25 protein-coding genes are annotated in these 26,315 nt (G+C 64.7%); 21 read left to right on the forward strand and 4 right to left on the reverse strand.

Going from position 1 to position 26,315, the window contains the following annotated elements; genetic code table 11:
- Nucleotides 1-3 precede the first annotated feature (3 nt).
- Both ACVMIH_RS40700 and ACVMIH_RS40705 read right to left on the reverse strand, forming a co-directional pair.
- Nucleotides 4-984, reverse strand: a complete 981-nt coding sequence (locus ACVMIH_RS40700) for an ABC transporter permease (protein WP_028331828.1) — start codon at nucleotides 982-984, stop codon at nucleotides 4-6.
- Nucleotides 985-1,087: 103 nt separating this feature from the next.
- The gene (locus tag ACVMIH_RS40705) at nucleotides 1,088-2,686 is read right to left on the reverse strand and encodes an ABC transporter substrate-binding protein (protein ID WP_253640349.1); all 1,599 of its coding nucleotides are present in this window, start codon (nucleotides 2,684-2,686) and stop codon (nucleotides 1,088-1,090) included.
- Between the two features lie 372 nt (nucleotides 2,687-3,058).
- Between ACVMIH_RS40705 and ACVMIH_RS40710 the strand changes: the two genes are divergently transcribed.
- The 6 genes from ACVMIH_RS40710 (at nucleotide 3,059) to ACVMIH_RS40735 (ending at nucleotide 10,883) form a co-directional block, all read left to right on the forward strand.
- Nucleotides 3,059-3,307 (forward strand): DUF6489 family protein, encoded by a 249-nt coding sequence (locus tag ACVMIH_RS40710; RefSeq protein WP_057017614.1) that lies wholly within the window; start codon nucleotides 3,059-3,061, stop codon nucleotides 3,305-3,307.
- Nucleotides 3,308-3,315: 8 nt separating this feature from the next.
- Nucleotides 3,316-4,107 (forward strand): esterase/lipase family protein, encoded by a 792-nt coding sequence (locus ACVMIH_RS40715; RefSeq protein ID WP_456866227.1) that lies wholly within the window; start codon nucleotides 3,316-3,318, stop codon nucleotides 4,105-4,107.
- Between the two features lie 59 nt (nucleotides 4,108-4,166).
- The gene (locus ACVMIH_RS40720; RefSeq protein ID WP_057017615.1) at nucleotides 4,167-5,717 is read left to right on the forward strand and encodes a WS/DGAT/MGAT family O-acyltransferase; all 1,551 of its coding nucleotides are present in this window, start codon (nucleotides 4,167-4,169) and stop codon (nucleotides 5,715-5,717) included.
- Nucleotides 5,718-5,729: 12 nt separating this feature from the next.
- Complete coding sequence (locus ACVMIH_RS40725; RefSeq protein ID WP_456866230.1) at nucleotides 5,730-6,725, forward strand: alpha/beta fold hydrolase; 996 nt, start codon at nucleotides 5,730-5,732, stop codon at nucleotides 6,723-6,725.
- Between the two features lie 115 nt (nucleotides 6,726-6,840).
- Nucleotides 6,841-10,074, forward strand: coding sequence for a bifunctional cytochrome P450/NADPH--P450 reductase (locus ACVMIH_RS40730; RefSeq protein WP_456866233.1), 3,234 nt, complete (start codon nucleotides 6,841-6,843; stop codon nucleotides 10,072-10,074).
- 134 nt (nucleotides 10,075-10,208) lie between these two features.
- Nucleotides 10,209-10,883, forward strand: a complete 675-nt coding sequence (locus ACVMIH_RS40735) for a spermidine synthase (RefSeq protein WP_456866236.1) — start codon at nucleotides 10,209-10,211, stop codon at nucleotides 10,881-10,883.
- Nucleotides 10,884-10,948: 65 nt separating this feature from the next.
- On the opposite strand, the gene ACVMIH_RS40740 is transcribed toward ACVMIH_RS40735, so the two are convergent.
- Both ACVMIH_RS40740 and ACVMIH_RS40745 read right to left on the reverse strand, forming a co-directional pair.
- Nucleotides 10,949-11,413, reverse strand: coding sequence for a nuclear transport factor 2 family protein (locus ACVMIH_RS40740; RefSeq protein WP_456866238.1), 465 nt, complete (start codon nucleotides 11,411-11,413; stop codon nucleotides 10,949-10,951).
- A 196-nt stretch (nucleotides 11,414-11,609) separates the two neighbouring features.
- Nucleotides 11,610-12,530 carry an alpha/beta fold hydrolase gene (locus ACVMIH_RS40745; RefSeq protein WP_200844535.1) on the reverse strand — a complete coding sequence of 307 codons (921 nt, stop codon included), beginning with the start codon at nucleotides 12,528-12,530 and terminating at the stop codon, nucleotides 11,610-11,612.
- Between the two features lie 178 nt (nucleotides 12,531-12,708).
- Between ACVMIH_RS40745 and ACVMIH_RS40750 the strand changes: the two genes are divergently transcribed.
- The 15 genes from ACVMIH_RS40750 (at nucleotide 12,709) to iaaH (ending at nucleotide 26,287) form a co-directional block, all read left to right on the forward strand.
- The gene (locus ACVMIH_RS40750) at nucleotides 12,709-13,092 is read left to right on the forward strand and encodes a hypothetical protein (RefSeq protein WP_057017659.1); all 384 of its coding nucleotides are present in this window, start codon (nucleotides 12,709-12,711) and stop codon (nucleotides 13,090-13,092) included.
- Nucleotides 13,089-14,171, forward strand: a complete 1,083-nt coding sequence (locus ACVMIH_RS40755) for a PHA/PHB synthase family protein (protein WP_141340843.1) — start codon at nucleotides 13,089-13,091, stop codon at nucleotides 14,169-14,171. Before ACVMIH_RS40750 ends, ACVMIH_RS40755 begins: the two co-directional genes overlap by 4 nt.
- A 26-nt stretch (nucleotides 14,172-14,197) precedes the next feature.
- On the forward strand, nucleotides 14,198-14,794 hold the full coding sequence (locus ACVMIH_RS40760; protein ID WP_038383826.1) for a GNAT family N-acetyltransferase: 597 nt from the start codon (nucleotides 14,198-14,200) through the stop codon (nucleotides 14,792-14,794).
- Nucleotides 14,795-14,975: 181 nt separating this feature from the next.
- Nucleotides 14,976-15,452: a phasin gene (locus tag ACVMIH_RS40765; RefSeq protein ID WP_028331816.1), complete on the forward strand. Its 477-nt coding sequence runs from the start codon at nucleotides 14,976-14,978 to the stop codon at nucleotides 15,450-15,452.
- 237 nt (nucleotides 15,453-15,689) lie between these two features.
- Complete coding sequence (locus ACVMIH_RS40770; RefSeq protein WP_141340846.1) at nucleotides 15,690-16,973, forward strand: DUF445 domain-containing protein; 1,284 nt, start codon at nucleotides 15,690-15,692, stop codon at nucleotides 16,971-16,973.
- 189 nt (nucleotides 16,974-17,162) lie between these two features.
- Complete coding sequence (locus ACVMIH_RS40775) at nucleotides 17,163-17,933, forward strand: esterase/lipase family protein (protein WP_456866241.1); 771 nt, start codon at nucleotides 17,163-17,165, stop codon at nucleotides 17,931-17,933.
- Nucleotides 17,934-18,142: 209 nt separating this feature from the next.
- A complete protein-coding gene (paaX, locus tag ACVMIH_RS40780; RefSeq protein ID WP_456866243.1) occupies nucleotides 18,143-19,012 on the forward strand; it encodes a phenylacetic acid degradation operon negative regulatory protein PaaX in 870 nt (289 codons plus the stop codon).
- A gap of 76 nt (nucleotides 19,013-19,088) precedes the next feature.
- Nucleotides 19,089-20,081 (forward strand): 1,2-phenylacetyl-CoA epoxidase subunit PaaA, encoded by a 993-nt coding sequence (gene paaA, locus ACVMIH_RS40785; RefSeq protein WP_456866246.1) that lies wholly within the window; start codon nucleotides 19,089-19,091, stop codon nucleotides 20,079-20,081.
- 12 nt (nucleotides 20,082-20,093) lie between these two features.
- Nucleotides 20,094-20,381: a 1,2-phenylacetyl-CoA epoxidase subunit PaaB gene (gene paaB / locus ACVMIH_RS40790; protein ID WP_016842890.1), complete on the forward strand. Its 288-nt coding sequence runs from the start codon at nucleotides 20,094-20,096 to the stop codon at nucleotides 20,379-20,381.
- 143 nt (nucleotides 20,382-20,524) lie between these two features.
- The gene (paaC, locus tag ACVMIH_RS40795) at nucleotides 20,525-21,301 is read left to right on the forward strand and encodes a 1,2-phenylacetyl-CoA epoxidase subunit PaaC (protein ID WP_253587437.1); all 777 of its coding nucleotides are present in this window, start codon (nucleotides 20,525-20,527) and stop codon (nucleotides 21,299-21,301) included.
- Nucleotides 21,295-21,798 carry a 1,2-phenylacetyl-CoA epoxidase subunit PaaD gene (paaD, locus tag ACVMIH_RS40800; protein WP_456866249.1) on the forward strand — a complete coding sequence of 168 codons (504 nt, stop codon included), beginning with the start codon at nucleotides 21,295-21,297 and terminating at the stop codon, nucleotides 21,796-21,798. The genes paaC and paaD overlap by 7 nt, the downstream gene beginning before the upstream one ends.
- A 2-nt stretch (nucleotides 21,799-21,800) precedes the next feature.
- Nucleotides 21,801-22,877, forward strand: coding sequence for a 1,2-phenylacetyl-CoA epoxidase subunit PaaE (paaE, locus tag ACVMIH_RS40805; protein WP_310882865.1), 1,077 nt, complete (start codon nucleotides 21,801-21,803; stop codon nucleotides 22,875-22,877).
- A gap of 139 nt (nucleotides 22,878-23,016) precedes the next feature.
- On the forward strand, nucleotides 23,017-23,472 hold the full coding sequence (gene paaI / locus ACVMIH_RS40810) for a hydroxyphenylacetyl-CoA thioesterase PaaI (RefSeq protein ID WP_057017660.1): 456 nt from the start codon (nucleotides 23,017-23,019) through the stop codon (nucleotides 23,470-23,472).
- 20 nt (nucleotides 23,473-23,492) lie between these two features.
- Nucleotides 23,493-24,824 carry a phenylacetate--CoA ligase PaaK gene (gene paaK, locus ACVMIH_RS40815; protein ID WP_057017628.1) on the forward strand — a complete coding sequence of 444 codons (1,332 nt, stop codon included), beginning with the start codon at nucleotides 23,493-23,495 and terminating at the stop codon, nucleotides 24,822-24,824.
- A 32-nt stretch (nucleotides 24,825-24,856) separates the two neighbouring features.
- On the forward strand, nucleotides 24,857-26,287 hold the full coding sequence (gene iaaH / locus ACVMIH_RS40820) for an indoleacetamide hydrolase (protein WP_057017629.1): 1,431 nt from the start codon (nucleotides 24,857-24,859) through the stop codon (nucleotides 26,285-26,287).
- Nucleotides 26,288-26,315 lie beyond the last annotated feature (28 nt).

The raw sequence follows: 26,315 nt of genomic DNA on the forward strand, positions 1-26,315 counted from the left end.
CCCTCACGCCGCGCGGCCGACGGTCGAGCGCAAGCGCGGATCGACCACGGTGTAGAGGATGTCGACCACGAGATTGATGGTGACGAAGATCAGCGAGACCATCAACAGATATGCGGCCATGATCGGGATATCGACATTCTGCACGGCCTGCACGAAGAGAAGTCCCATGCCCGGCCATTGGAACACAGTTTCGGTGATGATCGAGAAAGCAATAACCGAGCCAAACTGCAGGCCGGCCACCGTAATCACGGGAACCAGGGTGTTCTTCAGCGCATGGCCGAAATGGATTGCGCGCGTGGTCAGCCCGCGGGCGCGGGCGAAGCGGATATAGTCGGTCCGCAACACTTCCAGCATTTCGGCGCGCACCAGCCGCATGATCAGGGTCATCTGGAACAACCCGAGCGTGATCGCCGGCATGATCAGCGCCTTCAGGCCCGAGACGGTCAGCAGTCCGGTGGTCCACCAGCCGAGCTTCACCACCTCGCCGCGGCCGAAGGAGGGCAGCCAGCCCAGCGTCACCGCGAACAGATAGATCAGGAGGATGCCGATCAGGAAGGTCGGCAGCGAAATGCCGATCAGCGATACCGCCTGGAATAATTTGGCGAGCACGGTGTCGCGGCGCAGCGCCGAATAGACCCCCATCAGGATGCCGGCCACCATCGCGAACAGCGTGGCGCAGATCGAAAGCTCCAGCGTCGCCGGCAGCCGCTCCGCCAGCAGCGAGGAGACCGGCAGGCGGAACTGGTAGGACACGCCGAACTTGAACTGCAGCGCATTGATGAAGTAGCGGCCGAACTGCACCAGCACCGGATCGTCAAGGCCGAGCGAGTGCCGGATTTCAGCGCGCTGCGCGGCCGAGGTGTCGATCGAGACGATCTGGTTTACCGGGTCGCCGGCGAAGCGGAACATCGCGAACGCGATCACGCCCACGGCGAGCATCACGCCGATCGCCTGCAGGAAGCGGCGAAGAGTGAAGGCCAGCATCTCTACCTTTCACTGCTTTTGACATTCGGCTCGCGGCCTTGCGCGGCCGGAAAACGAGCGGTCCCGGAAGCCTGCGCTTCCGGGACCCAATTCGCCAAAGCCACTATTCACCCTGCTTGGTCGCCCAGTAGAGCAGCACCTGGTTGTCCGCGCGCTGGGTCAATTTGACCTTTTTCGACACGCCCCACACCAGCGGTTGCTGATGCAGCGGAATGTAGCCGTAATCCTTGATGACAATGTCGTAGGCCTGCTTGATCAACTGGTCGCGCTTGGCAGTGTCGCCCTCGACCAGCACCTTGTCGGTGAGCGCGTCGACTTCCTTGTTGCAATAGCCGCCGAGATTGGCCTCACCCCGGGTGGCATCCTTCGGATCGTCGCGGCAGCCGAGGATGTCGTGCAGCACGTTGTGCGAGTCGGACGTCGCGGGTGTCCAGCCCAGCATGAAGAACGAGGTCTGGTAGCCGCCGGGCTTCAGCACCTTGGCAAAATACTGCGCCTTCGGCTGCGCCAGCAGGTTCACCTTGACGCCGATGCGGGCCAGCATGCCGACCACCGCCTGGCAGATCGCGGCGTCGTTGACATAGCGGTCGTTCGGGCAGTCCATCGTGACTTCGAAGCCGTTCGGATAGCCGGCGTCGGCCAGCAGCTTCTTGGCACCATCAGGATCGAGCTTCGGCCGGGTGAATTCCTTCGACAGCGGATAGAGCTCGGGTGCGATCATCAACGTCGAGGGGGTCGACATGCCGCGCATCACGCGGGTCTTGATCAGATCGACGTCGATGGTCTTGTAGAAAGCTTCGCGGACGCGGATGTCCTTGAACGGATTCTTGCCCTTGACGTTGGAAAACAGCAGCTCGTCGCGCGCCGTATCCATGCCGATGAAGATGGTGCGAATCTCCGGCGCGGTCATGACGGTGGCGACGCCGCTGGAATTGACGCGCTGGATGTCCTGGAGCGGAACCGGTTCGATCACGTCGACTTCGCCCGAGAGCAGCGCGGCAACGCGGGTGGCGTCGGAGCCGATCGGGGTGAAGATGATCTCCTTGAGATTATGCTCGGGCTTGCGCCAATAGCCGGCAAACGCCTTGAACACGGTCTTCACGCCGGGCTGGTGGCTCTCGATCGTGAAGGGGCCGGTGCCGTTCTCGTGCAGCGCCGCGTAGCTCGGCGTGGTCGCGGAGGCCGGCGTCGGTGCAACCGAGTTGTTCTCCTCGCTCCACTTCTTGTCCATGATGTACCAGCTATCCCACTGCGAGATCAGGATGGGATTGGGCGAGTCGAGCGTTACGTCGACGGTGTAGTCGTCGACCTTGCTGAACTTGGCGTCGGCCGGGACGTTGCTGAGGAAGTTGGAGCCCTTGGCGCGGACGCGCTCGGCCGAGAACAGCACGTCGTCGGCGGTGAAGGGATCGCCATTGTGGAATTTCACGCCCTTGCGCAGATGGAAGCGCCATTTGGTCGGGCTCAGCGTCTCCCAGCTTTCCGCCAGGGCCGGAATGATCTTGAGGTCCTTGTCGCGCGCGGTGAGGCCTTCGTAGACGTGGGCGTGGTGCGCGATCGTCGTGGTTTCCTTCAGCGTGTAGGGATCCAGCGACTTCAACTCGCCCTGGTTCGCATACTTCAACGTTTGGGCCGATGCCGGCAAAGCAAAGGCGACGAGTGCGGCGACAGTGGCCGCAAACAAAATCCAACGTCCCGACATGTAATCCCGCGTCCCCGTTTTTGTCCGCCGGCTGCTTTGTCCGGCTGGTATTATTGATCCATGTTGCCAGAGTTTACCGGCCGCGCAAGCGCGATTTGCCAAAGGGTTAACCCATCCGCGCGGGTGCAGCGCAATGAACCGGCTTGGAGAGTAGGCTGTTGGCGCGAACGCGTGACATTCGACTTTCGGAGTGCCGCTTGTCGGTCACGGGAATGATCACCGGCGCGCCTCGAGCAACCGCTCCAAACGGTTTGGTTGACCATAACGGATGATTGAGGCCGACTGCCCCCCGGGGCAGGTACGGCTCGCTTGCGCAACTCGCCCCGTCCCGGCGATACTGTGGCGGGCCAAGGCGCATTTGAGGAGGCGGATATGAAAGTCAACGTCGAGATAGATTGTACGCCCCTCGAAGCGCGGCAATTCTTCGGCCTGCCGGATGTGGGACCGATGCAGACCGCGGTGATGGACAAGCTGCAGCAGCAGATGACGTCGAACATCGACAAGATCTCACCGGAATCGCTGATGCAGAGCTGGTTCACCTTCGATCCCAAGCTCGCCGAACGCTTCCAGGACATGTTCGTGGCGATGGCCGGCTTCGGCGGCACGAGCAAGAAGAAATAGTGACCGACATGGACAGGAGCGTTGATGGGACCGAACGCCGGTTGCGCCCGCCGAGCCTGTTCCTGATGCTGGCGGAGGCGCGCGGCGTGCTCGAACTCAATTCGAGCCTGCTGCTGTCGCCCCTCCTGATGCAGGCGCCGAAGGGCGATGGTCATCCGGTGCTGGCGCTGCCGGGCTTCCTTGCCAGCGACCTTTCGATGGTGCCGATGCGGCGCTATCTGAAGGAGCTCGGCTACGACGCCTATGCCTGGAACATGGGCCGCAATTTCGGCGGGATTTCCAGCAGGCGGGCTGCGCTGCGCGACCTGCTGAAGCGGGTCCATGAGGCGACCGGGCGCAAGGTCTCGATCATCGGCTGGAGCCTCGGCGGCGTCTATGCGCGCGACCTGGCGTCGCAGATGCCGGAGCTGGTGCGCTCCATCATGACGCTGGGCAGCCCGTTCGCCGACGACATCCGCGCCACCAATGCGACGCGGCTCTATGAGCTCTTGTCCGGCGAAGCTGTCGACGACATCCCTGAGATCCGCGCCGCGATCGCCGGCGACATGCCGGTGCCGACGACCTCGATCTATTCCCGCACCGATGGCATCGTGAACTGGCGGACCTCGCGCGTGCGGCCGTCGGCCACCGCCGAGAACATCGATGTGCATTTCGCCAGCCATATCGGCCTCGGCGTCAATCCCGCGGCGCTGTGGGCGATTGCGGACCGGCTGGCCCAGCCGGAAGGGGAATTCCGGCATTTTGACCGCTCGGGCCCCTTTGCCATTGCCTACGGGCCGGCAGAACAGGCACTATCCTGACCAAACGACGAGAAGCGCCGCCCAAGGCGCCCGCGTAAGTAGGCTCTCGGGAGGAGACCATGAGCGACGCCAAGAAGCTGTCCTCGCTGGACGCATCGTTTCTCTATCTGGAAACGCCGGAAATGCCGATGCATGTCGGCAGCATGGCGATCTTCCGCCTGCCCGACGGCTACAAGGGCGACTTCTTCGAGGAGTTCAAGGCGATGATCGCCTCGCGGCTGCACATCGCGCCGATCCTCAAGGCACGGCTGCAGAAGGCGCCCCTCGACATCGATCATCCGTCCTGGGTCGAGGACGACCAGTTCGACATCGACCGTCACATCTTCCGCGCCAGCCTGCCGGCGCCGCGCGATCGCGCGACGCTGGAGCGCATCGTCGGCTGGATGCATGCCAAGCTGTTGAACCGCGCCCGCCCGCTCTGGGAGTTCTACGTCTTCGAGGGCATGAAGGACAACGAGATCGGGCTCTATTCCAAGATGCACCATGCCTGCATCGACGGCGGCGCCGGCGCGGCGCTGACCAGCATGATCTACGATCTGACGCCGGTGCCGCGCGAGATCGAGCCGCCGAGCGCGAAGAAAGTCGCGCAGGAGCCGCGCGACATCGCGGCCAATCTGATCGATGCCTATCAGCAACTCTGGACCCAGCCGTTCGAGGCGGCCGCAGCCGCGCAGAAGAGCCTGGAGCTGCCGCGCTCCGGCAAGAGCGATCTCGGCTCGATCCTGTTCGACAACGCCATGTTCCAGATCGAGAGCGCGGTGAAGTTCGCCGGCTCCATGCCGACGGTCATGAAGAGCCTGTCCGACGTCGTCGCCAAGGTCGCCGATCCGAGGTCGCGCGAGAGCCTGCAGGCGATGTCCTCGCCGCCGACCATCCTCAACAAAGCGATCTCGTCCGAGCGCAGCTTTGCCGGCACCTCGATCTCGCTGTCGCGGGCCAAGGCACTGGCGAAGGCGTCCGGCGGCAAGCTCAACGACGTCGTGCTGGCGCTCGCCTCCGGCGTGGTGCGGCGCTATCTGATCAGCCAGGGCGCGCTGCCGAACAAGTCGCTGACGGCAGGCGTTCCGATCTCGCTGCGCGAGGAGGGCAACGCCGAATCCAACAACCAGGTGTTCGGCATGATCTGCTCGATCGCGACCGACATCGAAAACCCAAGGAAGCGGCTCGAAACCATCATCGCGCAGTCGACCAAGTCCAAGGAGATGTCGCATCCGCTGCGCGCTTTGGTGCCGCAGGTCACCAACATCTCGCTGCTGGGCGCGCCGATCCTGGTGCAGATCCTGGCGCTGCTCTACAGCCGTTCCGACCTCTCCAACGTGCTGCCGCCGGCCACCAACATCACGGTCTCGAACGTGCCGGGGCCGCGGCAGACGCTGTATGCGGCCGGTGCCGAGCTGCTGCACATCTTCCCGGTTTCGATCTCGACCCACGGCGTGGCGCTCAACATCACCGTGCAGAGCTACCGCGATCAGCTCGATTTCGGCTTCATCGTGGGCGCCAACATCATTCCCCACGTGCAGGTGATGTGCGACATGCTGCCGCTCGAGTTCGATGTACTCGAGGCGGCGTTCGCTCCCCCGCCTGCGGACATCAAGGGCGCAGCCGAATAAGGATCCCGGTCGATGATTGAAATGCCACCGCTGCAGTTCGCCGAGACGAACGGCATCCGCATGGGGTTTTATGAAGCTGGCCCCAAGACCGACACGCCGCCGGTGGTGCTGTGCCACGGCTGGCCTGAACTGGCGTTTTCCTGGCGCCACCAGATCAAGGCGCTGGGCGAGGCCGGCATCCGGGTGATTGCGCCGGATCAGCGCGGCTATGGCGCGACCGACCGGCCGGAGCCGGTCGAGGCCTACGACATGGAGCACCTGACCGGCGATCTCGTCGGCCTGCTCGACCATCTCAAGATCGACAAGGCCATCTTCGTCGGTCACGACTGGGGCGGCTTTGTCGTTTGGCAGATGCCGCTCAGGCATCCTGCGCGGGTCGCCGGCGTCGTCGGCGTCAACACGCCGCATTGGGACCGCGCGCCGATGGATCCGATCGCGCTGTTCCGCCAGCGCTTCGGCGATCACATGTACATCGTCCAGTTCCAGGATCCGGCGCGCGAGCCCGACCGCATCTTCGGCAGCCGCGTCGAGCAGACCTTCGACGCCTTCATGCGCAAGCCGGTGCCGCGTCCGGCGGACGCGCCGCCCGAACAGCCGATCGCCGGCGTCGGCGCCTCGGCGCGGCTCAACCTGGCGTTTCCGCAGATGATCGCGAATTACGACGCCAAGCATGATCCGCGCACGCCGATCCTGTCCGCGGACGAGAAAAAGGTGTTCGTCGACACCTTCATCAAGACCGGCTTCACCGGCGGCATCAACTGGTATCGCAATTTCACCCGCAACTGGGAGCGCTCGGCCGGCCTGGACCATCACGTCCGGGTGCCGTCGCTGATGATCATGGCCGAGAACGACGCGGTGCTGCCGCCCTCGGCCGCCGACGGCATGGAGCGGCTGGTGCCGGACCTCGAGAAGTACCTGGTCAAGGACAGCGGCCATTGGACGCAGCAGGAAAAGCCTGACGAAGTCAGCGCGAAGCTGATCGAATGGCGCAGAAAGCGGTTTGGCTGACGACGGCGTCGTCATTCCGGGGCGATGCGCAGCATCGAACCCGGAATCTCGAGATTCCGGGTCTGGTCCTTCGGACCATCCCGGAATGACTGAGGTTAGAGGGGGCACTTCGAAAATGGCGTCCGGCAACAGACTGAGTCCGATTCCGCATCCGCCGACGAAGCCGGTGGTCGGCAACATGCTGTCGCTGGACTCGACCGCGCCGGTGCAGCATCTCGTCAAGCTCTCCAAGGAGCTCGGACCGATCTTCTGGCTCGACATGATGGGCGCGCCGCTCGTGATCGTGTCCGGTCACGATCTCGTCGACGAGCTCTCCGACGAGAAGCGCTTCGACAAGGCCGTGCGCGGCTCGCTGCGCCGGGTGCGTGCGGTCGGCGGCGACGGCCTGTTCACCGCCGACACCAAGGAGCCGAACTGGAGCAAGGCGCACAACATCCTGATGCAGCCGTTCGGCAACCGCGCCATGCAGTCGTACCACCCGAGCATGGTCGACATTGCCGAGCAGTTGGTCAAGAAATGGGAGCGCCTTAACGCCGACGAGGAGATCGAGGTCGTCCACGACATGACGGCGCTCACCCTCGACACCATCGGCCTCTGCGGCTTCGACTACCGCTTCAATTCATTCTACCGCCGCGACTACCACCCGTTCGTGGAATCGCTGGTGCGATCGCTCGAAACCATCATGATGACCCGCGGCCTGCCGCTCGAGGGTCTGTGGATGCAGAAGCGGCGCAGGACGCTGGCCGACGACGTCGCCTTCATGAACAAGATGGTCGACGAGATCATCGCCGAGCGGCGCGGCAGCACCGCCGCGACCGACGACAAGAAGGACATGCTGGCGGCGATGATGACCGGCGTCGACCGCGCCACCGGCGAGCAGCTCGACGACGTCAACATCCGCTACCAGATCAACACCTTCCTGATCGCCGGCCACGAGACCACCAGCGGCCTGTTGTCGTGCACGATCTACGCGCTGCTGAAGCACCCGGAGGTGCTGAAGAAGGCCTATGAGGAGGTCGATCGCGTCCTCGGTCCCGACGTCAATGCGCGGCCGACCTATCAGCAGGTGACGCAGCTCACCTACATCACGCAATGCCTGAAGGAGGCGCTGCGGCTGTGGCCGCCGGCGCCGGCCTACGGCATCGCGCCGCTCAACGATGAGATGATCGGCGGCAAGTACAAGCTGAAGAAGAACACCTTCATCACCATCCTGGTGATGGCGCTGCACCGCGATCCCAGCGTCTGGGGCCCGAACCCCGACGTGTTCGATCCCGAGAATTTCAGCCGCGAGGCGGAGGCCAAGCGCCCGATCAATGCCTGGAAGCCGTTCGGCAACGGCCAGCGCGCCTGCATCGGCCGCGGCTTTGCCATGCACGAGGCGGCGCTGGCGATCGGGATGATCCTGCAACGCTTCAAGCTGATCGACGTGCATCGCTACCAGATGCATCTGAAGGAGACGCTGACGGTCAAGCCCGACGGCTTCAGGATCAAGGTGCGGCCGCGCGACGACAAGGACCGCGGCGCGTTCGCCGGCAGCACGGGCGCGGTTGCGGCCGCGCCAAAGGCGCCGCGCGCGCCGACCACGCGCCCCGGCCACAACACGCCGATGCTGGTGCTGTACGGCTCCAATCTCGGCTCCGCCGAGGAGCTGGCGACCCGCATGGCCGATCTGTCCGAGATCAACGGCTTCGCGACGCGGCTGGGCCCGCTGGACGATTATGTCGGCAAGCTGCCGGAGGAGGGCGGCGTGCTGATCATCTGCGCCTCCTATAATGGCGCGGCGCCCGACAACGCGACGCAGTTCGTCAAATGGCTCGAGAGCGACCTGCCGAAGGATGCCTTCGCCAAGGTCCGCTACGCGGTGTTCGGCTGCGGCAACAGCGATTGGGCCGCGACCTACCAGTCGGTGCCGCGTTTCATCGATGAGCAGCTCACCAAGCATGGCGCACGCGCCGTCTATCCGCGCGGCGAGGGCGATGCGCGCAGCGATCTCGACGGCCAGTTCCAGAAATGGTTCCCGGAGGCGGCCAAGGTCGCGACCAAGGAATTCGGCATCGACTGGAATTTCACCCGCACCGCCGAGGACGAGCCGCTCTATGCGATCGAGCCGGTGGCGCAGGGTGCGGTCAACACCATCGTGACGCAAGGCGGCGCGGTGCCGATGAAGGTGCTCGCCAACAGCGAGCTGCAGACCAAGGCAGGCGCTCATCCGTCGGAGCGTTCGACCCGGCATATCGAGGTCGAGCTGCCGACCAGCCTGAAATATCGCGTCGGCGATCATCTCAGCGTGGTGCCGCGCAACGATCCGACCCTGGTCGATTCCGTTGCGCGCCGCTTCGGCTTCCTGCCGGCCGACCAGATCCGTCTGCAGGTCTCAGAAGGCCGCCGTGCGCAATTGCCGGTCGGTAACGCCGTGTCGGTCGGGCGGCTGCTCACTGAGTTCGTCGAGTTGCAGCAGGTCGCGACCCGCAAGCAGATCCAGATCATGGCCGAGCACACTCGCTGCCCGGTGACCAAGCCGAAGCTGATGGCCTATGTCGGGGACGACGATGCCTCGACCGCGCGCTATCGCACCGACGTCTTGGCGAAGCGCAAATCGGTGTTTGACCTGCTCGAGGAATATCCGGCTTGCGAGCTGCCGTTCCACCTCTATCTCGAAATGCTGTCGCTGCTGGCGCCGCGCTATTATTCGATCTCGTCGTCTCCGGCCGGCGAGGCGCAGCGCTGCAGTGTCACCGTGGGCGTGGTGGAGGCGCCGGCAAGTTCCGGCCGCGGCATCTACAAGGGCGTGTGCTCGAACTATCTGGCGCGCCGCCGCGCCGGCGACACCGTCCACGCCACCATCAAGGAGACCAAGGCAGGCTTCCGCCTGCCCGATGATAATGCCGTGCCGATCATCATGATCGGGCCGGGCACCGGGCTCGCACCGTTCCGCGGCTTCCTGCAGGAGCGCGCCGCGCGCAGGGCGCAGGGCGCGACGCTGGGGCCGGCGATGCTGTTCTTCGGCTGCCGGCATCCTGAGCAGGATTTCATCTATGCGGATGAGCTGAAGGCGTTCGCAGCCGACGGCGTCAGTGAACTCCACACCGCCTTCTCGCGTGCCGATGGCCCGAAGACCTATGTGCAGCACCTCGTCGCCGCGCAGAAGGACCGGGTCTGGGAGCTGATCCAGAAGGGCGCGGTCGTCTATGTCTGCGGCGACGGCGGCAGGATGGAGCCCGACGTCAAGGCGACCTTGATCTCGATCTATCGCGAGCGCACCGGTGTCGACACCGACGCCGCCGCGCGCTGGATCGAGGAAATGGGCACCAGGAACCGCTACGTGCTCGACGTCTGGACAGGTGGGTAGGCTCACGCCTTCGTAGCCCGGATGAAGCGAAGCGTAATCCGGGACAGCGTCTCGTGCGGACGGGGCAGACCCCGGATTTCGCTTCGCTCCATCCGGGCTACGGCAGAGGTGCCTGCCATGATACAAACCGCCGCATGATTCCATGGGAAAAGATCGATACCGCACGCATTCCCGGAACCGAGGGTGAATTGCGTCTGATGCGGCGAGGCCGCGAATTTTCGATCATGCTCGGCACCAACGAGCTGATGAACAGCCGCCTGTCGGGCTCGGAAGAGGCGTTGGCGACGCTTGCCGCGAAGAAGATCGAGACGGTCGAACGGCCGCATTTTCTGATCGGCGGCCTCGGCATGGGCTTTACGCTGCGGGCCGCACTCGCCGTGCTCGGGCCCGAGGCGAGAATCGTGGTGGCCGAACTGGTGCCGGCTGTCGTTGCCTGGGCGCGAGGCCCGATGGCGGAGATCTTCGGCGACAGCCTGAACGATCCGCGTGTGAATATCCGGGAGGAGGATGTTGCCAGCGTGATCGAACGCCAACCGCTCAGCTTCGATGCCATCCTGCTCGACGTCGATAACGGGCCTGAAGGTCTCACCCGCAAGGCCAATGACGCGCTGTATGATGTCTCCGGGCTCAAGATCGCACACGCCGCATTGCGGCGCGGCGGCGTGCTCGCCGTCTGGTCGTCCGGTCCGAATGCCAAGTTCCCGAAATCGCTCACCCGGGCCGGGTTCGCGGTCAACGAAATTGCCGTCCGCGCCACCGGCCGAGGCCGCGGTGTCCGCCACGTGATCTGGATCGCGGTCAAGCAATAGCGGGCGTCCCGGCGCGCTCGCCAGCCTGATCATGCCAGTGGCTGAACACAAGCCATCACGATGCCTCAGAACATCGTGTTGCTGTTGGCGGGATTCTCCGGAATGGGCTGCGCCACGTCCCAGTGCTCGACGATCTTGCCGTCCTCGAGTTTGAAGATGTCGATGATCGCGTTGCCGCGGGTGCCGGGATCGCGCACGGCGTGGACGTGCAGGATCACGTAGTCGCCGTCGACGAATGAGCGCTTGATCTCGCTGTGCGAGTTCGGAAACTTCTCGCGCAGGAAGCCGATGAACTTGCGGAAGCCTTCGGGGCCGTCGGCCGCGCCGGGATTGTGCTGCACATAGCGGTTGCCGACATAGGCGAGCGCCGCGTCGGCGTCCTTCTGGTTCAGCCCCTTCTCGTAGAACGCCAGCACCGCCTTGCGGTTGGCTTCCTGCTGCGCTTCGCTGGCAGCCGCCATTGCCGATGAAGACGCGAGCGCGAGGAGGAGAGCGGCGACGGCTGTCTGTGGCCGGAGGATGGTCTTCATCTGGTTGCTCCCGGTGGCTGAGCGGTGGATAGCGCTCTCTACAGCGTCCATGCCGCGCCCGGAAGAACGCACTCCCGGCTCACATGGTTACCGGGAGATACCGGAGCCCCGTTCCGATTGAATCGGGACGGGACTCTCGATTCTGGCTTTGACGCGTTTTCTTCCCGTATCCACTTCGCTCGAAAACGCTCCGGCCTCACGCCGCCTTCGCCGCCGCGCCATGCGCGTGCTTGTCGATGGCGTCGATGATCTGCGGCCACATCGGAATCGGCAGGGCGTGGCCCATGCCCTCGATCATCACAAGCTTCGCGCCCGGGATCGAGACCGCGGTGTCCTTGCCGCCTTCGGGATGCACCAGCGGATCGATGGTACCGTGGATCACCAGCGTCGGCGCCTTGACGCCGCGCAGGCGCTCCTTGCGGCTGCCGGAGGCGAGGATGGCGCGGAGCTGACGGCTGACGCCCTCCGGATTGAGGCCGCGCTCGAAGGTGCGCCGCGCGCGTTCGGGATCGAGCGCCTCATCTTCAGGGAACGAGCCGTTACGCAGGACTTTCCAGGTCTGCCCGAAGCGGACGAAATACTCTTCCTTGCTCTTCGGTGGCGGCGCCATCAGCACTGCGGTCGCCTCGCGGGTCGGGCCCGGGATCTTTGGATTGCCCGTGGTCGACATGATCGAGGTCAGCGAGCGCACGCGTTCGGGGAAGGTGATGGCAACCTCCTGCGCGATCATGCCGCCCATCGAGGCCCCGACCAGATGCGCGGTGCGGATGCCGAGCACATCCATCAGCCCGATCGTGTCCCTCGCCATGTCGGCCAGCTTGTAGGGCGCTGCGACCGGGATCTTCAGGAAGCGGAGCTTGAGCAGTTCGAGCGCGGTCAGCCGCTTGCCGCCGCTCAGGCGGGAGGATTTGCCGATATCCCTGTTGTCGAATCGGATGACGCGAAAACCGCGCGCGGCGAGCTGGCGGCAGAACTCGTCGTCCCAATGGATCATCTGGGCGCCGAGGCCCATGATCAGGAGCAGCGGCTCGGCATTCGCATCGCCAAACATCTCGTAGCAGATGTCGATGCCATTGGCGCGGATGATCTGCGGCGGCTGATGGGCGAGCGTGGTCACGGGCGTCCCCTGCTGGTGTCGCGGTCAGGAACCTCTATGCCACGGATTGACGCAGCGCAGAAGAGCCTCGGCGTCGCTGGTCGCGCCGCGCAGTTGACCGATCAGCAGCAACAGTGTCGTATGGCAGAAACAAATGGAAGCGCGGCAAGCGCCCGAAATTGGTGTGGAGGAGCGCCGCATGGCCGACAAGGGCAACGACCCTGCCGTGATCTGGCAGACGATGATTGGCGAGATGGAGAAGGGGTTCAACTCCTTCGGCAACCAGCTCATGAGCTCGCCGGAATTTTCCAAGGCGATGAACCAGGCCGGCGGCGTTGCGGCCGGCGCGCAGAAGCAGCTCGGCGAGCTGATGGAGAAATATCTGCTGGCGATGAACCTGCCGAGCCGCGCCCAGCTCGTCGGCATGGCGGAACGCCTGCAATCGATGGAGAACCAGCTCAACGAAATCAAGACGCTGCTGCAGCAGGTGCACCACAATTCGCTGGCGCCGGACGACGGCCACGGCGCAACGCCGCGGCCACCGCGCACCAAGCAGCCGCCAGCGGAGGGAGGCAGCAAATGAATGCTCCCACCCCCTTTGATTTCGCCTCGATCTCCGAGCGGGTCCAGTCCGAGGTGCAGCGCGCGATCCAGCGCAGCATCAAGGGCGTCGAGTATTTCTCGAGCTCCGGCCCGTCGCTCGGCTCGACGCCGAAAGACGTGCTGTATTCGCGCGGCACCATGAACCTCTATCACTACCGGCCGCTGGCCAGCGAAGTCTATCGCGTGCCGGTGCTGATCGTGATGGCGACCACCAACCGCGGCTATATCCTCGACCTGGTGCCGGGGCAGAGCTTCATCGAGTTCCTGCTCAAGCGCGGCTTCGACGTGTACATGCTGGACTGGAGTGCGCCGAAGCCCGAGGAAAGATCGCTGCGCATGGAGGACTACGTCCTCGACTTCATTCCGGAATCGGTCCGCCGCGTGCAGCAGGATTCCGGCGAAAAGGACGTCTCGGTGATCGGCTATTGCTTCGGCGGCGTGCTGTCGCTGCTGTACGGCTCGATCTTCAACGACGGGCCGATGAAGAACCTGATCTGCTTCACCACGCCGATCGATTTCCGCGAGATGAAGCTGTTCTCGAATTTCGCCGACCGCCGCTATTTCGACGTCGACCGCCTGATCGACAGCACCGGCAACATGCCGCCCGAACTGATCCTGCAATCGTTCGACATGTTGCGGCCGGCCGCGCGTGTCGTCGGCCAGATCCAGCTCTGGGACAACATCTGGAACGACGAGTTCGTCAAGTCGTACCGGATGTTCGATCGCTGGGCGACCGACACGCTGCCGCTCGCGGGCGAATATTTCCGCTCCATCACCAAGGACCTGATGTGGGACAACAAGCTCTACAACGACACCATGACGGTCGGCGGCCGCGCGGCCAAGCTTGCCGACATCAAGGTGCCGATCCTGCACGCGGTCGCCGAGCACGACCACATCGTGCCGTATGATGCGGCAAAACATCTGATCACCAAGATCGGCTCCGAGGACAAGGAGGAGGTGATGCTGAAGGGCGGTCACGTCTCGCTGGTCGCCGGCGCCAATGCAATCAAGCGGCTGTGGCCGAAACTGGACTCCTGGCTGAGCAAAAGATCGACCTAAGAAGGGTCGACTTGAGAGAGATCGACATGACCGAACAACGTTCCTATCCGCGCCGCGTCAAGACCGAGGCGGGCGACATCGAGTTTCGCCTGATGATTCGGGACCACGAGGCCGCGGTGCTGGCCTTCGCGCAAAAGCTGCCGACGCATGATCTCTTGTTCCTGCCGCGCAACATCAGCCAGCCGAAGGTGCTGTCGGCCTGGATCAACGAGATCGAGCGCGGCGACATCACGAGCCTGCTCGCGATCAAGGACGGCAAGGTGGTCGGCTGCGGCACCCTGGTGCGCGATCCGCATTCCTGGTCGCCGCATGTCGGCGAGATCCGGATGGTGGTGTCGCTCGACGTGCGCGGGCAGGGCGTCGGCCGGGCGCTGTCGCAGGAGACCTTCGCCATCGCGCTCGGTGCCGGGCTGGAGAAGTTCTCGGTGCAGATGACCGTCGATCAGCGGGCGGCGATCGCGCTGTTCGAGAGCCTCGGCTTCAAGGCTGAGGCCCTGCTGCGCGACCATGTCCGCGACGTCGAGGGCAAGACCCACGACATTGTCGTGCTCGGGCACAACGTGGCGCAGGTCCGGGCCCAAATGGAGGCTTACGGAGTGTCTGACGCGGTCAGTGGTAATTAGAAACCGTTTCCTGCTGGTTCTCTAGGCATTCCGCCGGATCTTCGTGCTGTTCACAGGTTCGTGATATCGCGCTGCAACATAGATGTTGCGACGCACCATGAGGCGTGTCATAACACCGTTGCCCCGGGCCAAACCGGACGGGGTGAGCCCATAGCTCAAACCTGAGGATGGAGAGACCCCAATGACCACCGAAACCAATTCCGTGCTGAACAGCGTCAAGGAAGCCTTCGCGCCCGTCACCGAGGCGTTCACCAAGCTTCAGAACCTGGAAGTTCCGGAAGCCGCCCGTGAGTTCGTGAAGAAGCAGGCCGAGGCCGCCAAGACCCGCGCTGCCGATGCCTATGCCGGCTCGGAGAAGGTGACCAACGTGATCGAGTCCGCCGTTGCCGGTTCGGTGACCGAAGCCGCCAAGATCAGCCGCAACATCCAGCAGGCGATCTACCAGGACGCCGAGGCGTTCTTCGCCGGCATCGACAAGCTCGCGTCGGCCAAGTCGCTGAGCGAAGCCGCCCAGATCCAGTCGGAGCTGGCCCGTGCGCGTGGCGAACTGTTCGTCTCGCGGGCGAAGGCCACCACTGAGTATCTCGGCAAGCTCGTCACCGATGGTGCGAAGACCGCGCAGGACAACTTCGCCAAGGTCTACGGCAAGACCGCCTGATCGCGGCCGCGCTGACCAACTGCCCTTTTCGAAGGCCCGCCATTTTGCGGGCCTTCTTTTTTGGCGGTGTCCTTCATAGCTCATGTGTCCACCGTCATTCCGGACGACGCGAAGCGGCGATCCGGAATCTCGAGATTCCCCGGTGCGCAATTGCGCACCTGAGGTTCGTGCTTCGCACGCCCCGGAATGACGGCGGTGAGCCATGCTATGCTTCGTTCGTCACCCCCGCGAAACCCCATGACCCTTCCCGCCGCCCTCATCGCAACGCCAGTCGACGTCGAACGCGCGGCCGAGCTGCGGCGCGTCAAGTGGCTGGCGACTGGCGTGCTGGCGGCAACCTTCATCATCTTCATCGCAGCGAAAGCACTGCTGCCGGTGCATCCGGTGTTCGGTTTCATCGCCGCGTTTGCCGAGGCCGCAACCATCGGCGGCCTCGCCGACTGGTATGCCGTCGTCGCCTTGTTCAAGCGGCCGCTCGGCCTGCCGATCCCGCATACCGCGATCATCCAGAGCAATCAGGCGCGCATCGCCGAGAAGCTCGGCGAATTCATCGAGAACAACTTTTTGGAATCCGGGCCGGTCGAGGCCAAGCTGCGCGAGATCGATTTCGGTTCGTTCATCGCCGACTGGCTGCGCGACCGCAAACGTTCCGAGGATCTCGCCCGCTTCGTGCTGCGGATGCTGCCCGAGGCATTCGCGGCGACCGAGAGCTCGGGGTTGATGCAGTTCATCAGCCGCCGCGTCACGACGCAGGTGCTCTCGATCGACCTCGCGCCGCTCGCGGCCGGCGCGCTGCGCGGCTTCGTGCAGGAGGGCAAGCATGGCGGCCTGCTCGACGACATCCTGCGCGTGCTGCACCAGACGCTGACGCAGCAGGAGACCATGGCGGTGATCCGCGACAAGGTCCGCGCCGAGATGCCGACGCTGCTCAGGCTCTATCGTGCCGACAAGTTCGTGGTGAACCGGATCATCGCGTCCGCCACGAAATTCTTCGAGGAAGTGCGCAACGATCCGCAGCATCCGTTCCGCGGCGAGTTCGACCGCATGCTGCTGTCCTTTGTCGACCGGCTCGGCAGCGACAAGGCATTCGCCGACCGCATCGATGGTCTCAAGCGCGATTTGATGGCGCGGCCGGAGCTTGCCAATCTCGGGCGCACCATCTGGGCCAACGTCAAGGACTTCATCGAACGCAGCGCCTCGGGCGAGTCGCAGGTGCTGCAGCATCAGCTGGCGCGAATGTTGGTCGAGGCCGGCGACGCGCTCGACGGCGACACCGACCTGCGCGGCGAGATCAATCAGGGCCTGGTGGCGATCCTGCGCACCGTCGTCGCCGAGCAGAAGAGCGGCGTCTCGGGCTTCATCGCCGACCAGATGAAGAGCTGGGACATGGAGCAGCTGATCTCCCTGATCGAGGTCAATGTCGGCAAGGATCTGCAATACATCCGCTTCAACGGCGCGCTGATCGGTGGGCTTGCCGGCCTTGCGCTTTACACCCTGGAATACACGCTGCGGCTGCTGTGACCGATTGGGCACGAACGTCACTTTAGTTGTGGCAAGTGTGACCCGGACCGCTTGCACGAAAGTGTCCGGTTCCCTAGCTTTTCAGGACAGATTGTTGCGTTGCGGAACGATTCCGCCGGGTTTGAGTCAATCCCGTTGACCATTCTCGTTGGTCCCATTGCCGGCGGTCCTGCCGGAAGAGGAGCTGAAATGTCCGTTGCTGCGCAGACGATACGCCCGCCGTCCAGGACACTGATGTTCCTGGAAGGCCGCGCCATTCATGAGCTCGGCGCCTTTCTTGGTGCATTGCCGCTGCTCAGCCTCGCGCCGCGCGGCGATGGGCATCCGGTGCTGGTGCTGCCGGGGCTGATCGCTTCCGACATGTCGACCCGGCCGCTGCGCGACTTTCTCAGGAGCAAGGGCTACGCCGTCAGCGGCTGGCGCCAGGGCCGCAATCTCGGGCTTCGCGCCGGCGTGCAGGACGGGATGGTCGAGCTGCTGCAGGAGATGAATGAAACCACCGGCCGCAAGGTCTCGGTGGTCGGCTGGAGCCTCGGCGGCCTCTATGCGCGCCAGCTCGCCAAGATGATGCCGGAGCGCGTGCGCCAGGTGATCACGCTCGGCAGCCCGTTTGCCGCCGGCCCGAAGTCGACCAACGCCTGGCGCGTCTATGAGATGGCCAGCGGGCGTCGTGCCGACGAGGAGGACCAGCGTTTCGGCGGCTCGCTCGCCAGCGCGCCGCCGGTGCCGACCACCGCGATCTTCAGCCGCACCGACGGCGTCTGCGCCTGGCAGGGCTGCCGCGAGCAGGCCTCGTCGATGACCGACAGCATCGAGGTCGAGAGCAGCCATTGCGGCATGGGTCATCACCCGGCCGTGGTCTACGCGGTCGCCGATCGCCTCGCGCAGAAGGAAGGCGAGTGGGCGCCGTTCGATCGCAGCGGCTGGCGCAGCATCGTCTATCCGGATCCCAATCGCTGACATGTCTCTTCCTTGCCTCGCCCCGCTTGCGGGGAGAGGCCGGATCGCATGAAGCGCAGCGCAATGCGATCCGGGTGAGGGGAGTCTCCACGAGCGCAACTCGCACCGTGATTGCGGAGAGCCCCTTATCCCGAGCTTCTCCCCGCACGCGGGGAGAAGGAGAAGACCCTGCATTGTCGTGAATCGACAAAACGCGCTATGCGTTGGGCATGTCACAGCCGCTTGCCCGCATCGTCGATCAGCTGAAGCGCGAGCCGTCACGCACCGGCTCGATCATCATCACCGTGTTCGGCGATTCCATCGTGCCGCGCGGCGGCTCGGTGTGGCTCGGCACGCTGCTGGAATTCTTCAAGTTCCTCGACATCGACGGCAATGTGGTGCGCACCGCGATGTCGCGGCTCGCCGCCGATGGTTGGCTCGAGCGCAACAAGGTCGGCCGCAACAGTTTTTATCGGCTGAACGCCAAGGGCCGGCAGACCTTCGACACCGCGACCCGGCACATCTACGATCCGCCGCCGTCGGACTGGACCGGCCGCTTCGAGCTGCTGTTGATCGGCAATGCCGAGGACCGCGACGCCGCGCGCGAGGCGTTGAAGAATGCCGGCTTCGGCACCCCGCTGCCCGGCGTATGGGTCGCGCCGTCGGGCGTGCCGATCCCCGATGAAGCGTCGCGCGCGATCCGGCTCGAAGTCTCCGCGGAAGATGACAGCGGCCGCCGGCTGCTCAGCGAGAGCTGGCCGCTCGACCGCACCGCGGACGCCTATCTGAAGTTCATGAAGACCTTCGAGCCGCTGCGCGGCTCGATCATCCGCGGCGAGACGCTGAGCGACGCCGACGCCTTCACCGCGCGCATACTCTTGATCCACCATTACCGCCGGGTCGTGCTGCGCGATCCGCTGCTGCCGTATCCGCTGCTGCCGAAGGATTGGCCGGGCAGGGCGGCGCGCAAACTCTGCGGCGAGATCTATCGCGGGCTGCTTTCGCCGTCGGAACAATGGCTTGACGACCACGCAACCAACGAGGACGGGCCGCTGCCGAAGTCCAACGGGGCGGTGGCGCGCCGTTTCGAGGGCGTCTGAACATATTACAAAAACTTCTTGCATTTGGAAATTTATGTTATATATTCCTGCCTAACAACACATTGGGAGGTCGGCCATGTATACGCAGGCGCTCAACTCATCCGACGGCGACGATCGCGGCGTGGAGGATGTCGCCCGTGCCAGTCAGTTCCAGGCCCGCATCGATGCCGACGAGCGCATCGAGCCGAACGACTGGATGCCCGCCGCCTACCGCAAGACGCTGACGCGGCAGATTTCCCAGCACGCCCATTCCGAAATCGTCGGCATGCTCCCCGAGGGCAACTGGATCACCCGCGCGCCGTCGCTGCGCCGCAAGGCCGCGCTGCTCGCCAAGGTGCAGGACGAATGCGGCCACGGCCTCTATCTCTACGCCGCCGCCGAGACGCTCGGCACCTCGCGCGAGGAGCTGGTCGACGCGATGCTATCGGGCAAGGCGAAATATTCCTCGATCTTCAATTATCCGACGCTGACCTGGGCCGACATCGGCACCATCGGCTGGCTGGTCGACGGCGCCGCGATCATGAACCAGATCCCGCTGTGCCGCTGCTCCTACGGCCCCTATGCGCGTGCGATGATCCGCGTGTGCAAGGAGGAGTCGTTCCACCAGCGCCAGGGTTTTGAGATTATGGTGACCCTGTGTCGCGGCACCGCGGAGCAGAAGGCGATGGCGCAGAACGCGCTCGATCGCTGGTGGTGGCCGGTGCTGATGATGTTCGGTCCGCCGGACCAGGTCAGCCAGCACAGCGACACCTCGACCAAATGGAAGATCAAGCGCTTCTCCAATGACGAGTTGCGCCAGAAATTCATCGACGCCACCGTCCCGCAGGCCGAATTCCTGGGCCTGACGATCCCCGATCCCGGCATGAAGCAGAACGCTAACGGCAATTGGGAACACAGCCCGATCGACTGGGACGAGTTCAAGCAGGTGCTGGCAGGCAACGGCCCCTGCAACCGCGATCGTCTCGCCGCGCGCCGCAAGGCGCATGAGGAGGGTGTCTGGGTGCGCGAAGCCGCGATGGCCTATGCCGAGAAGCGCAAGCGCCGCCAGCTCGCGCAAGCCGCAGAATAAGGGAGCGCCGAGATGGCCACGCCGAACGTTCCGCTCTGGGAAGTCTTCATCCGCAGCCGCAATGGCCTGGCGCACAAGCATGTCGGCTCGCTGCACGCGGCCGACGCGACGCTCGCCCTGCAGGCCGCGCGCGACATCTACACCCGCCGCGGCGAGGGATTGTCGATCTGGGTGGTGCCCTCGAACGCGATCACCGCGTCCGATCCGTCCGAGAAGGGCATGATGTTCGAGCCGGCGGAATCCAAGATCTACCGTCACCCGACCTTTTACGACGTCCCCGACGAAGTCGGGCACATGTGAATTTCACCCGTCATGGTGAGGAGGCGCGCAGCGCCGTCTCGAACCATGACGCCCGATCGTAACCGCGGCCATCCTTCGAGACGCCTGCTGCGCAGGCTCCTCAGGATGACGTCGAGCAAGTGGATGCAGGTGGAATAGAGAACATGGCAACCGCCAACATCGAAGTCTCCGAAACGCCGCTGGTGCTCTACGCGCTGCGCCGCGCCGACGACGCGCTGATCCTCGGCCATCGGCTGTCCGAATGGTGCGGCCATGCGCCCGCCATGGAAGAGGACATGGCGCTCGCCAATATGGGCCTCGACCTGCTCGGCCAGGCTCGTGAGCTCTACACCTACGCGGCCAAGGTCGAAGGCCGAGGCAACGACGAAGACAAGTTCGCCTATCTGCGCGACGTCCGGCAGTATCGCAACCTGCTGCTGGTCGAGCAGCCGAACGGCGACTTTGCTCGCACCATGGTGCGGCAATTCTTCTACGCGGCATTCGCCGATCTCTACTGGCGCGCGATGATGGCCTCGTCCGATCCGACGCTCGCGGCGATCGCGGCGAAGTCGGAGAAGGAGAGCGCCTATCATGTCAGGCATTCGTCGGAATGGATCGTCCGGCTCGGCGACGGCACCGAGGAGAGCCATCGCCGCGCCCAGGACGCGATCGACGATCTCTGGGCCTATACCGGTGAGATGTTCACGATCGACGACGGCGAGCGCGGCCTGATCGATGCCGGCATTGCGATCGACCCGGCGGCGCTGCAGCCGCGCTGGCTGAAGACGGTCACCGGCATCATCAACGAGGCGACGCTGGCACTGCCGAAGAGCGATTGGATGCAGCAGGGCGGCCGCAGCGGCAGCCACAGCGAACATCTCGGCCATCTCCTCAGCGAGCTGCAATCGATGCAGCGGACCTTTCCGGGGGCAACATGGTGACCGTTGCGCTCAGCGATGCCGATCTGCGCCGGCGCGCCTGGCGCGCGGCCGCGCAGGTGGTCGATCCCGAGATCCCGGTGCTGACCATCGCCGATCTCGGCGTGCTGCGCGATGTCGCGGTCCACGACGGTCACGTCGAGGTCGCGATCACGCCGACCTATTCCGGCTGTCCCGCCATGAACATGATCGCACTCGAGATCGAGCTCGCTCTGGCGCGTGAAGGCATTCATGGGCCGAAGATCCGCACCGTGCTGTCGCCGGCCTGGACCACCGACTGGATGAGCGAGGACGGCCGCCGCAAGCTGAAGGAGTACGGCATCGCGCCGCCGCTGCCGGGCTCCTCGCGCCGCGCGCTGTTCGGCGAGCAGCATGTGATGTGCCCGCAATGCGGCTCCGTTGATACAGAGCTGCTCTCCGAATTCGGCTCGACCTCCTGCAAGGCGCTGTGGCGCTGCAGGAGCTGCCGTGAACCCTTCGATTACTTCAAGTGTCATTGACCATGTCGACACCGCGCTTTCACCGCCTGTCCGTCAGCGATCTGCGCCGCGAAGCGTCGGACGCGATCTCGATGACTTTTGCGATCCCCGACGATCTGCAAGGCGACTACCGTTTTACGCCGGGCCAGTATCTGACGCTGCGCACCACGATGGATGGCGAGGAGGTTCGCCGCTCCTATTCGATCTGCTCCGGTCCCGACGACGGCGAATTGCGCATCGCGGTGAAGAAGGTCGACGGCGGCGCATTCTCGAACTGGGCGGCCGAGGAATTGAAGACCGGCGACGAGCTCGACGTGATGACGCCGACCGGGCGTTTCGGCGTCGCCCACGCGCCGGGCGAGGCGCGGACCTATGTCGGCTTTGCCGCCGGTAGCGGCATCACGCCGATCCTCTCGATCATCAAGGGCGTGCTGGCGCGTGAGCCGGACAGCCGCTTCTTCCTGTTCTACGGCAACCGCTCGACCGAAGGGGTCATGTTCCGCGAGGCGCTGGAGGAACTGAAGGACCGCTTCATGCAGCGGCTCTCGGTATTCCACGTCATCTCGGGCGAGGAGCAGGACATTCCGATCCTGCATGGCCGGCTCGACGGCGAGAAGGTGCGGGTGCTGCTGCGCTCGCTGGTGCCGGCTGCGACCGTCGATCACGTCTTCGTCTGCGGTCCGGCCGCGATGAGCGAGACCATCGAGGCCACCTGCCGCGAGATCGGCATCGCCGACGAGCGCATCCATGTCGAACGCTTCGTGTCGGAATTCGGCGGCAAGCCGCGGGCGAAGGTCGTCGTTCCGGCCGGCGCGCCGCCGAAGGCGATTGCCGGGCTGATCATCGACGGCAAGCGCCGCGAGGTCCCGGTGGCCGACGGCGAGTCGATCCTCGACGCTGCGCTGCGCGCCGGCATGGACCTGCCGTTTGCCTGCAAGGGCGGCATGTGCTCGACCTGCCGCGCCAAGCTGGTCGAAGGCGAGGCGCCGATGGACCTGAACTATTCGCTGGAGCCGTGGGAGCTGAAGGCGGGGTTCATCCTCACCTGTCAGGCCAAGCCGTGCTCTGAGAAGGTCGTGGTCGACTACGACCACGTCTGAGATTGTCGTCATTCCGGGTTCGCTGCTGCGCATCGCCCCGGAATGACGGAAGTAGCGTTGACGCCTCGTGCGTCGCGCTTGAAATTGAAGTTCGGCACAAGAGGCCCTCCGCAACGGGCCCGCGCACAGGGAGTTCGATGTGAACGTGAAGGCCACGCTATCGCCCGAGGACGTTGCCCGCGCCTGCGCGGACGCGATGTGGAAGGAAGACGACGCCAGCAAGGGTCTCGGCATGGAGCTCGTCGAGATCAGGCCGGGGCAGGCGGTGATGGCGATGACGGTGCAGCCGCACATGGTCAACGGCCAGCGCATCTGTCATGGCGGCTACATCTTCACGCTGGCCGATTCAGCCTTCGCCTTTGCCTGCAACAGCCGCAACGATCGCGCGGTGGCGGCGCAGGGCAACGTCACTTTCATCCGGCCCGGCAAGCTTGGCGACCGCCTGGTGGCGACCGCGCGCGAGATCTCGCGCAATGGCCGCTCGGGAATCTACGACGTGAGCGTGACCTCCGGCGACAGCGTGATCGCCGAATTCCGCGGGCATTCGCGCGTGATAGCGGGCACCTGGCTGCCCGATACGGACATCAAGGCATAAAGGCTTCAGGGGAAACGTCGATGGCAACGGCAAAGCTCAAGGTCAAGGACAGCGGTTATCACGCCGAGCTCGATGCGGCCGAGCGCGCCTCGCGCGACGAGATCATGGCGCTGCAGACCAGGCGGCTGGCCTGGTCGCTCAAGCATGCCTATGACAATGTCGCGCACTACAGGAAGGCGTTCGATGCCGCCGGCGTGCAGCCGTCCGATTTCAGGCAGCTTCCCGATCTCGCCAAATTTCCGTTCACGGTGAAGACCGATCTGCGCGACAATTATCCCTTCAACATGTTCGCGGTGCCGCGCGAGCAGCTGGTGCGGGTCCATGCCTCCTCGGGCACGACCGGCAAGCCGATCGTGGTCGGCTACACCAAAGCCGACATCGACACCTGGGCGGACGTGATGGCGCGCTCGATCCGCGCCGCCGGCGGCCGCACCGGCATGCTGATGCACAACGCCTATGGCTATGGCCTGTTCACCGGCGGCCTCGGCGCGCATTACGGCGCCGAGCGGCTGGGTTGCACGGTGATCCCGATCTCGGGCGGCATGACCGAGCGGCAGGTGCAGCTCATCAATGATTTCCGGCCCGACATCATCACGGTGACGCCGAGCTACATGCTGGCGATCCTCGACGAGTTCAAGCGACAGGGCCTCGACCCCCGCAAATCGTCGCTCAAGTTCGGCATCTTCGGCGCCGAGCCCTGGACCAATGCGATGCGCGTCGAGATCGAGCAGGCGTTCGACATGGACGCCACCGACATCTATGGCTTGTCGGAGGTGATCGGTCCCGGCGTCGCGCAGGAATGCGTGGAGACCAAGGATGGCCTGCACATCTGGGAGGACCACTTCTACCCGGAGGTGATCGATCCCCTGACCGGCAAGGTGCTGCCCGACGGCGAGAAGGGCGAGTTGGTGTTCACCTCGCTGACCAAGGAAGCCTTTCCGATCATCCGCTACCGCACCCGCGACCTGACGCGGCTGTTGCACGGCACGGCGCGGCCCGGCATGCGGCGGATGGAGAAGGTGACCGGCCGCTCCGACGACATGATCATCCTGCGCGGCGTCAACGTGTTCCCGACCCAGATCGAGGAAGCGCTGCTGGCGACCGACTGGTGCGGCGGTCACTTTGTCATCGAGCTGACCCGTGAGGGCCGCATGGACGAGATGACGGTGCTCGCCGAAGCCCGGCCGGAGAGCTGGGACGGCGAGGGGCTGACTGCACACGCCGAGAAGGTCTCCGCCTTCATCAAGAACACGATCGGCATCTCCACCCGCGTCCGCGTCGTTGCGCCCGAGACGCTGGAGCGTTCGCTCGGCAAGGCGAAACGTGTTTACGACAAGCGGCCGAAAGAATAGCCTAATCCCTGCAATTCAACAGGGCGCAGGGTATGGCCGACACCAATGAAACGACCGCTGCGGAGATCCTGGCTGATATCCGCGCCGGCAAGGTAACGGCGGTCAGTGTCGTCGAGGCCGCGCTCGATCGTGCGGAGCGGCTCAAGCACCTTAACGCCTTCATCGTGCTGAACCGCGACGGCGCGCTGGCCGCGGCGCGCGAGGTCGATGCCGGGACGCGGACCGGCGTGCTGGCCGGGCTTCCGATCGTCGTGAAGGACAATATCAACACATCAGAACTGCCGACATCGGGCGGCACGCCGGCGCTGCAACACGCGCGGCCTGCGCGCAATGCGCCGTCGCTGCAAAAGCTGCTCGATGCGGGTGCCGTCGTCATCGGCAAGACCAATCTGCACGAGCTTGCCTTCGGCATCACCAGTACCAATCTCGCACCGTTCGCAGGACCGGTGCGGAATCCATACGACACCAGCCGGATCCCGGGCGGGTCGTCCGGCGGAACGTCGGCGGCGATCGCCGCGCGCATCGCCACCTGTGGCCTCGGATCGGACACCGGCGGCTCGACCCGCGTGCCCGCGGCGTTGACCGGGACCGTGGGCCTTCGGCCTTCAGTCGGCGATGGCGGCGCCGAGCGGCGTTATCACGATGACAACCAGGTGGTTCCGATCAGCCATACCCGCGACACCGTCGGCCCGATGGGACGCACCGTCGCCGATGTCGCGCTGCTCGATGCCGTGATGACAGGCACGCCGCTGGCAACGAGCATCCCGCTACGCGGCGTGCGTCTCGGCATTCCCGCCTGTTTCTGGAGCGGCCTCGATCGCGATGTCGAAGCCGTCGCCCGCGCAGCCTGCGCCCGGCTCTCGGCGGCCGGCGCGGTGCTGGTCGATGTCGACATGCCCGATCTGTTTGAGCAGAACGGCAAGGTGTCGTTTGTGGTCGCGTTGCACGAGCCGATCGCCGATATCCCGGCCTGGCTCGCCGCCTCCGGGATTGAAGGGATCACGCTGTCCGACATCGCGGCCGGCGTCGCCAGTCCTGATGTCGTCGGCGCATTCGGTGCCATCACTACGGACGCCTTCGGTGCCGCCTATGATGATGCAATCAAAGTGCAGCGGCCGGTGCTGCAGGCGATCTATGCCACCTACATCAGGGACAACGGGCTGGATGCGATCCTGTTTCCGACCACGATCGCGCCTGCACCGGTCATCGACGAAAACAACGGATCCGGCGAGATGTCGGTCAATGGCGGCGCGCAGGTGCCGACCTTCGGCACCTTGATCCGCAACACCGATCCCGGCAGCAATGCTGGCCTTCCCGGGCTGTCGCTCTATGCCGGCATGACGTCCGATGGCCTGCCGGTTGGGCTCGAGCTCGACGGTCCGGTCGGCAGCGATGCAAGGCTGCTCGGGCTCGGCCTGTCGATCGAGGCGATCCTGGGCACGGCCCCGCCGCCGAAGCTCTGACTCGGCCGGCCGCAACAAGCCCCTTGAA

The organism is Bradyrhizobium sp. USDA 4503 (genome assembly GCF_054055815.1).

What these genes read in the sequence shown, in the direction of transcription:
- paaX (WP_456866243.1), top strand. Translation starts at nt 18,143, where the DNA reads ATGTCACAGCCGCTTGCCCGCATCGTCGATCAGCTGAAGCGCGAGCCG.
- ACVMIH_RS40725 (WP_456866230.1), top strand. Translation starts at nt 5,730, where the DNA reads ATGATTGAAATGCCACCGCTGCAGTTCGCCGAGACGAACGGCATCCGC.
- ACVMIH_RS40755 (WP_141340843.1), top strand. Translation starts at nt 13,089, where the DNA reads ATGAATGCTCCCACCCCCTTTGATTTCGCCTCGATCTCCGAGCGGGTC.
- ACVMIH_RS40775 (WP_456866241.1), top strand. Translation starts at nt 17,163, where the DNA reads ATGTCCGTTGCTGCGCAGACGATACGCCCGCCGTCCAGGACACTGATG.
- paaC (WP_253587437.1), top strand. Translation starts at nt 20,525, where the DNA reads ATGGCAACCGCCAACATCGAAGTCTCCGAAACGCCGCTGGTGCTCTAC.
- ACVMIH_RS40720 (WP_057017615.1), top strand. Translation starts at nt 4,167, where the DNA reads ATGAGCGACGCCAAGAAGCTGTCCTCGCTGGACGCATCGTTTCTCTAT.
- ACVMIH_RS40770 (WP_141340846.1), top strand. Translation starts at nt 15,690, where the DNA reads ATGACCCTTCCCGCCGCCCTCATCGCAACGCCAGTCGACGTCGAACGC.
- paaA (WP_456866246.1), top strand. Translation starts at nt 19,089, where the DNA reads ATGTATACGCAGGCGCTCAACTCATCCGACGGCGACGATCGCGGCGTG.
- iaaH (WP_057017629.1), top strand. Translation starts at nt 24,857, where the DNA reads ATGGCCGACACCAATGAAACGACCGCTGCGGAGATCCTGGCTGATATC.
- ACVMIH_RS40740 (WP_456866238.1), bottom strand. Translation starts at nt 11,413, where the DNA reads ATGAAGACCATCCTCCGGCCACAGACAGCCGTCGCCGCTCTCCTCCTC.
- paaB (WP_016842890.1), top strand. Translation starts at nt 20,094, where the DNA reads ATGGCCACGCCGAACGTTCCGCTCTGGGAAGTCTTCATCCGCAGCCGC.
- ACVMIH_RS40710 (WP_057017614.1), top strand. Translation starts at nt 3,059, where the DNA reads ATGAAAGTCAACGTCGAGATAGATTGTACGCCCCTCGAAGCGCGGCAA.
- ACVMIH_RS40715 (WP_456866227.1), top strand. Translation starts at nt 3,316, where the DNA reads ATGGACAGGAGCGTTGATGGGACCGAACGCCGGTTGCGCCCGCCGAGC.
- ACVMIH_RS40730 (WP_456866233.1), top strand. Translation starts at nt 6,841, where the DNA reads ATGGCGTCCGGCAACAGACTGAGTCCGATTCCGCATCCGCCGACGAAG.
- ACVMIH_RS40750 (WP_057017659.1), top strand. Translation starts at nt 12,709, where the DNA reads ATGGCCGACAAGGGCAACGACCCTGCCGTGATCTGGCAGACGATGATT.
- paaK (WP_057017628.1), top strand. Translation starts at nt 23,493, where the DNA reads ATGGCAACGGCAAAGCTCAAGGTCAAGGACAGCGGTTATCACGCCGAG.
- paaE (WP_310882865.1), top strand. Translation starts at nt 21,801, where the DNA reads ATGTCGACACCGCGCTTTCACCGCCTGTCCGTCAGCGATCTGCGCCGC.
- ACVMIH_RS40765 (WP_028331816.1), top strand. Translation starts at nt 14,976, where the DNA reads ATGACCACCGAAACCAATTCCGTGCTGAACAGCGTCAAGGAAGCCTTC.
- ACVMIH_RS40700 (WP_028331828.1), bottom strand. Translation starts at nt 984, where the DNA reads ATGCTGGCCTTCACTCTTCGCCGCTTCCTGCAGGCGATCGGCGTGATG.
- ACVMIH_RS40705 (WP_253640349.1), bottom strand. Translation starts at nt 2,686, where the DNA reads ATGTCGGGACGTTGGATTTTGTTTGCGGCCACTGTCGCCGCACTCGTC.
- paaD (WP_456866249.1), top strand. Translation starts at nt 21,295, where the DNA reads ATGGTGACCGTTGCGCTCAGCGATGCCGATCTGCGCCGGCGCGCCTGG.
- ACVMIH_RS40760 (WP_038383826.1), top strand. Translation starts at nt 14,198, where the DNA reads ATGACCGAACAACGTTCCTATCCGCGCCGCGTCAAGACCGAGGCGGGC.
- ACVMIH_RS40735 (WP_456866236.1), top strand. Translation starts at nt 10,209, where the DNA reads ATGATTCCATGGGAAAAGATCGATACCGCACGCATTCCCGGAACCGAG.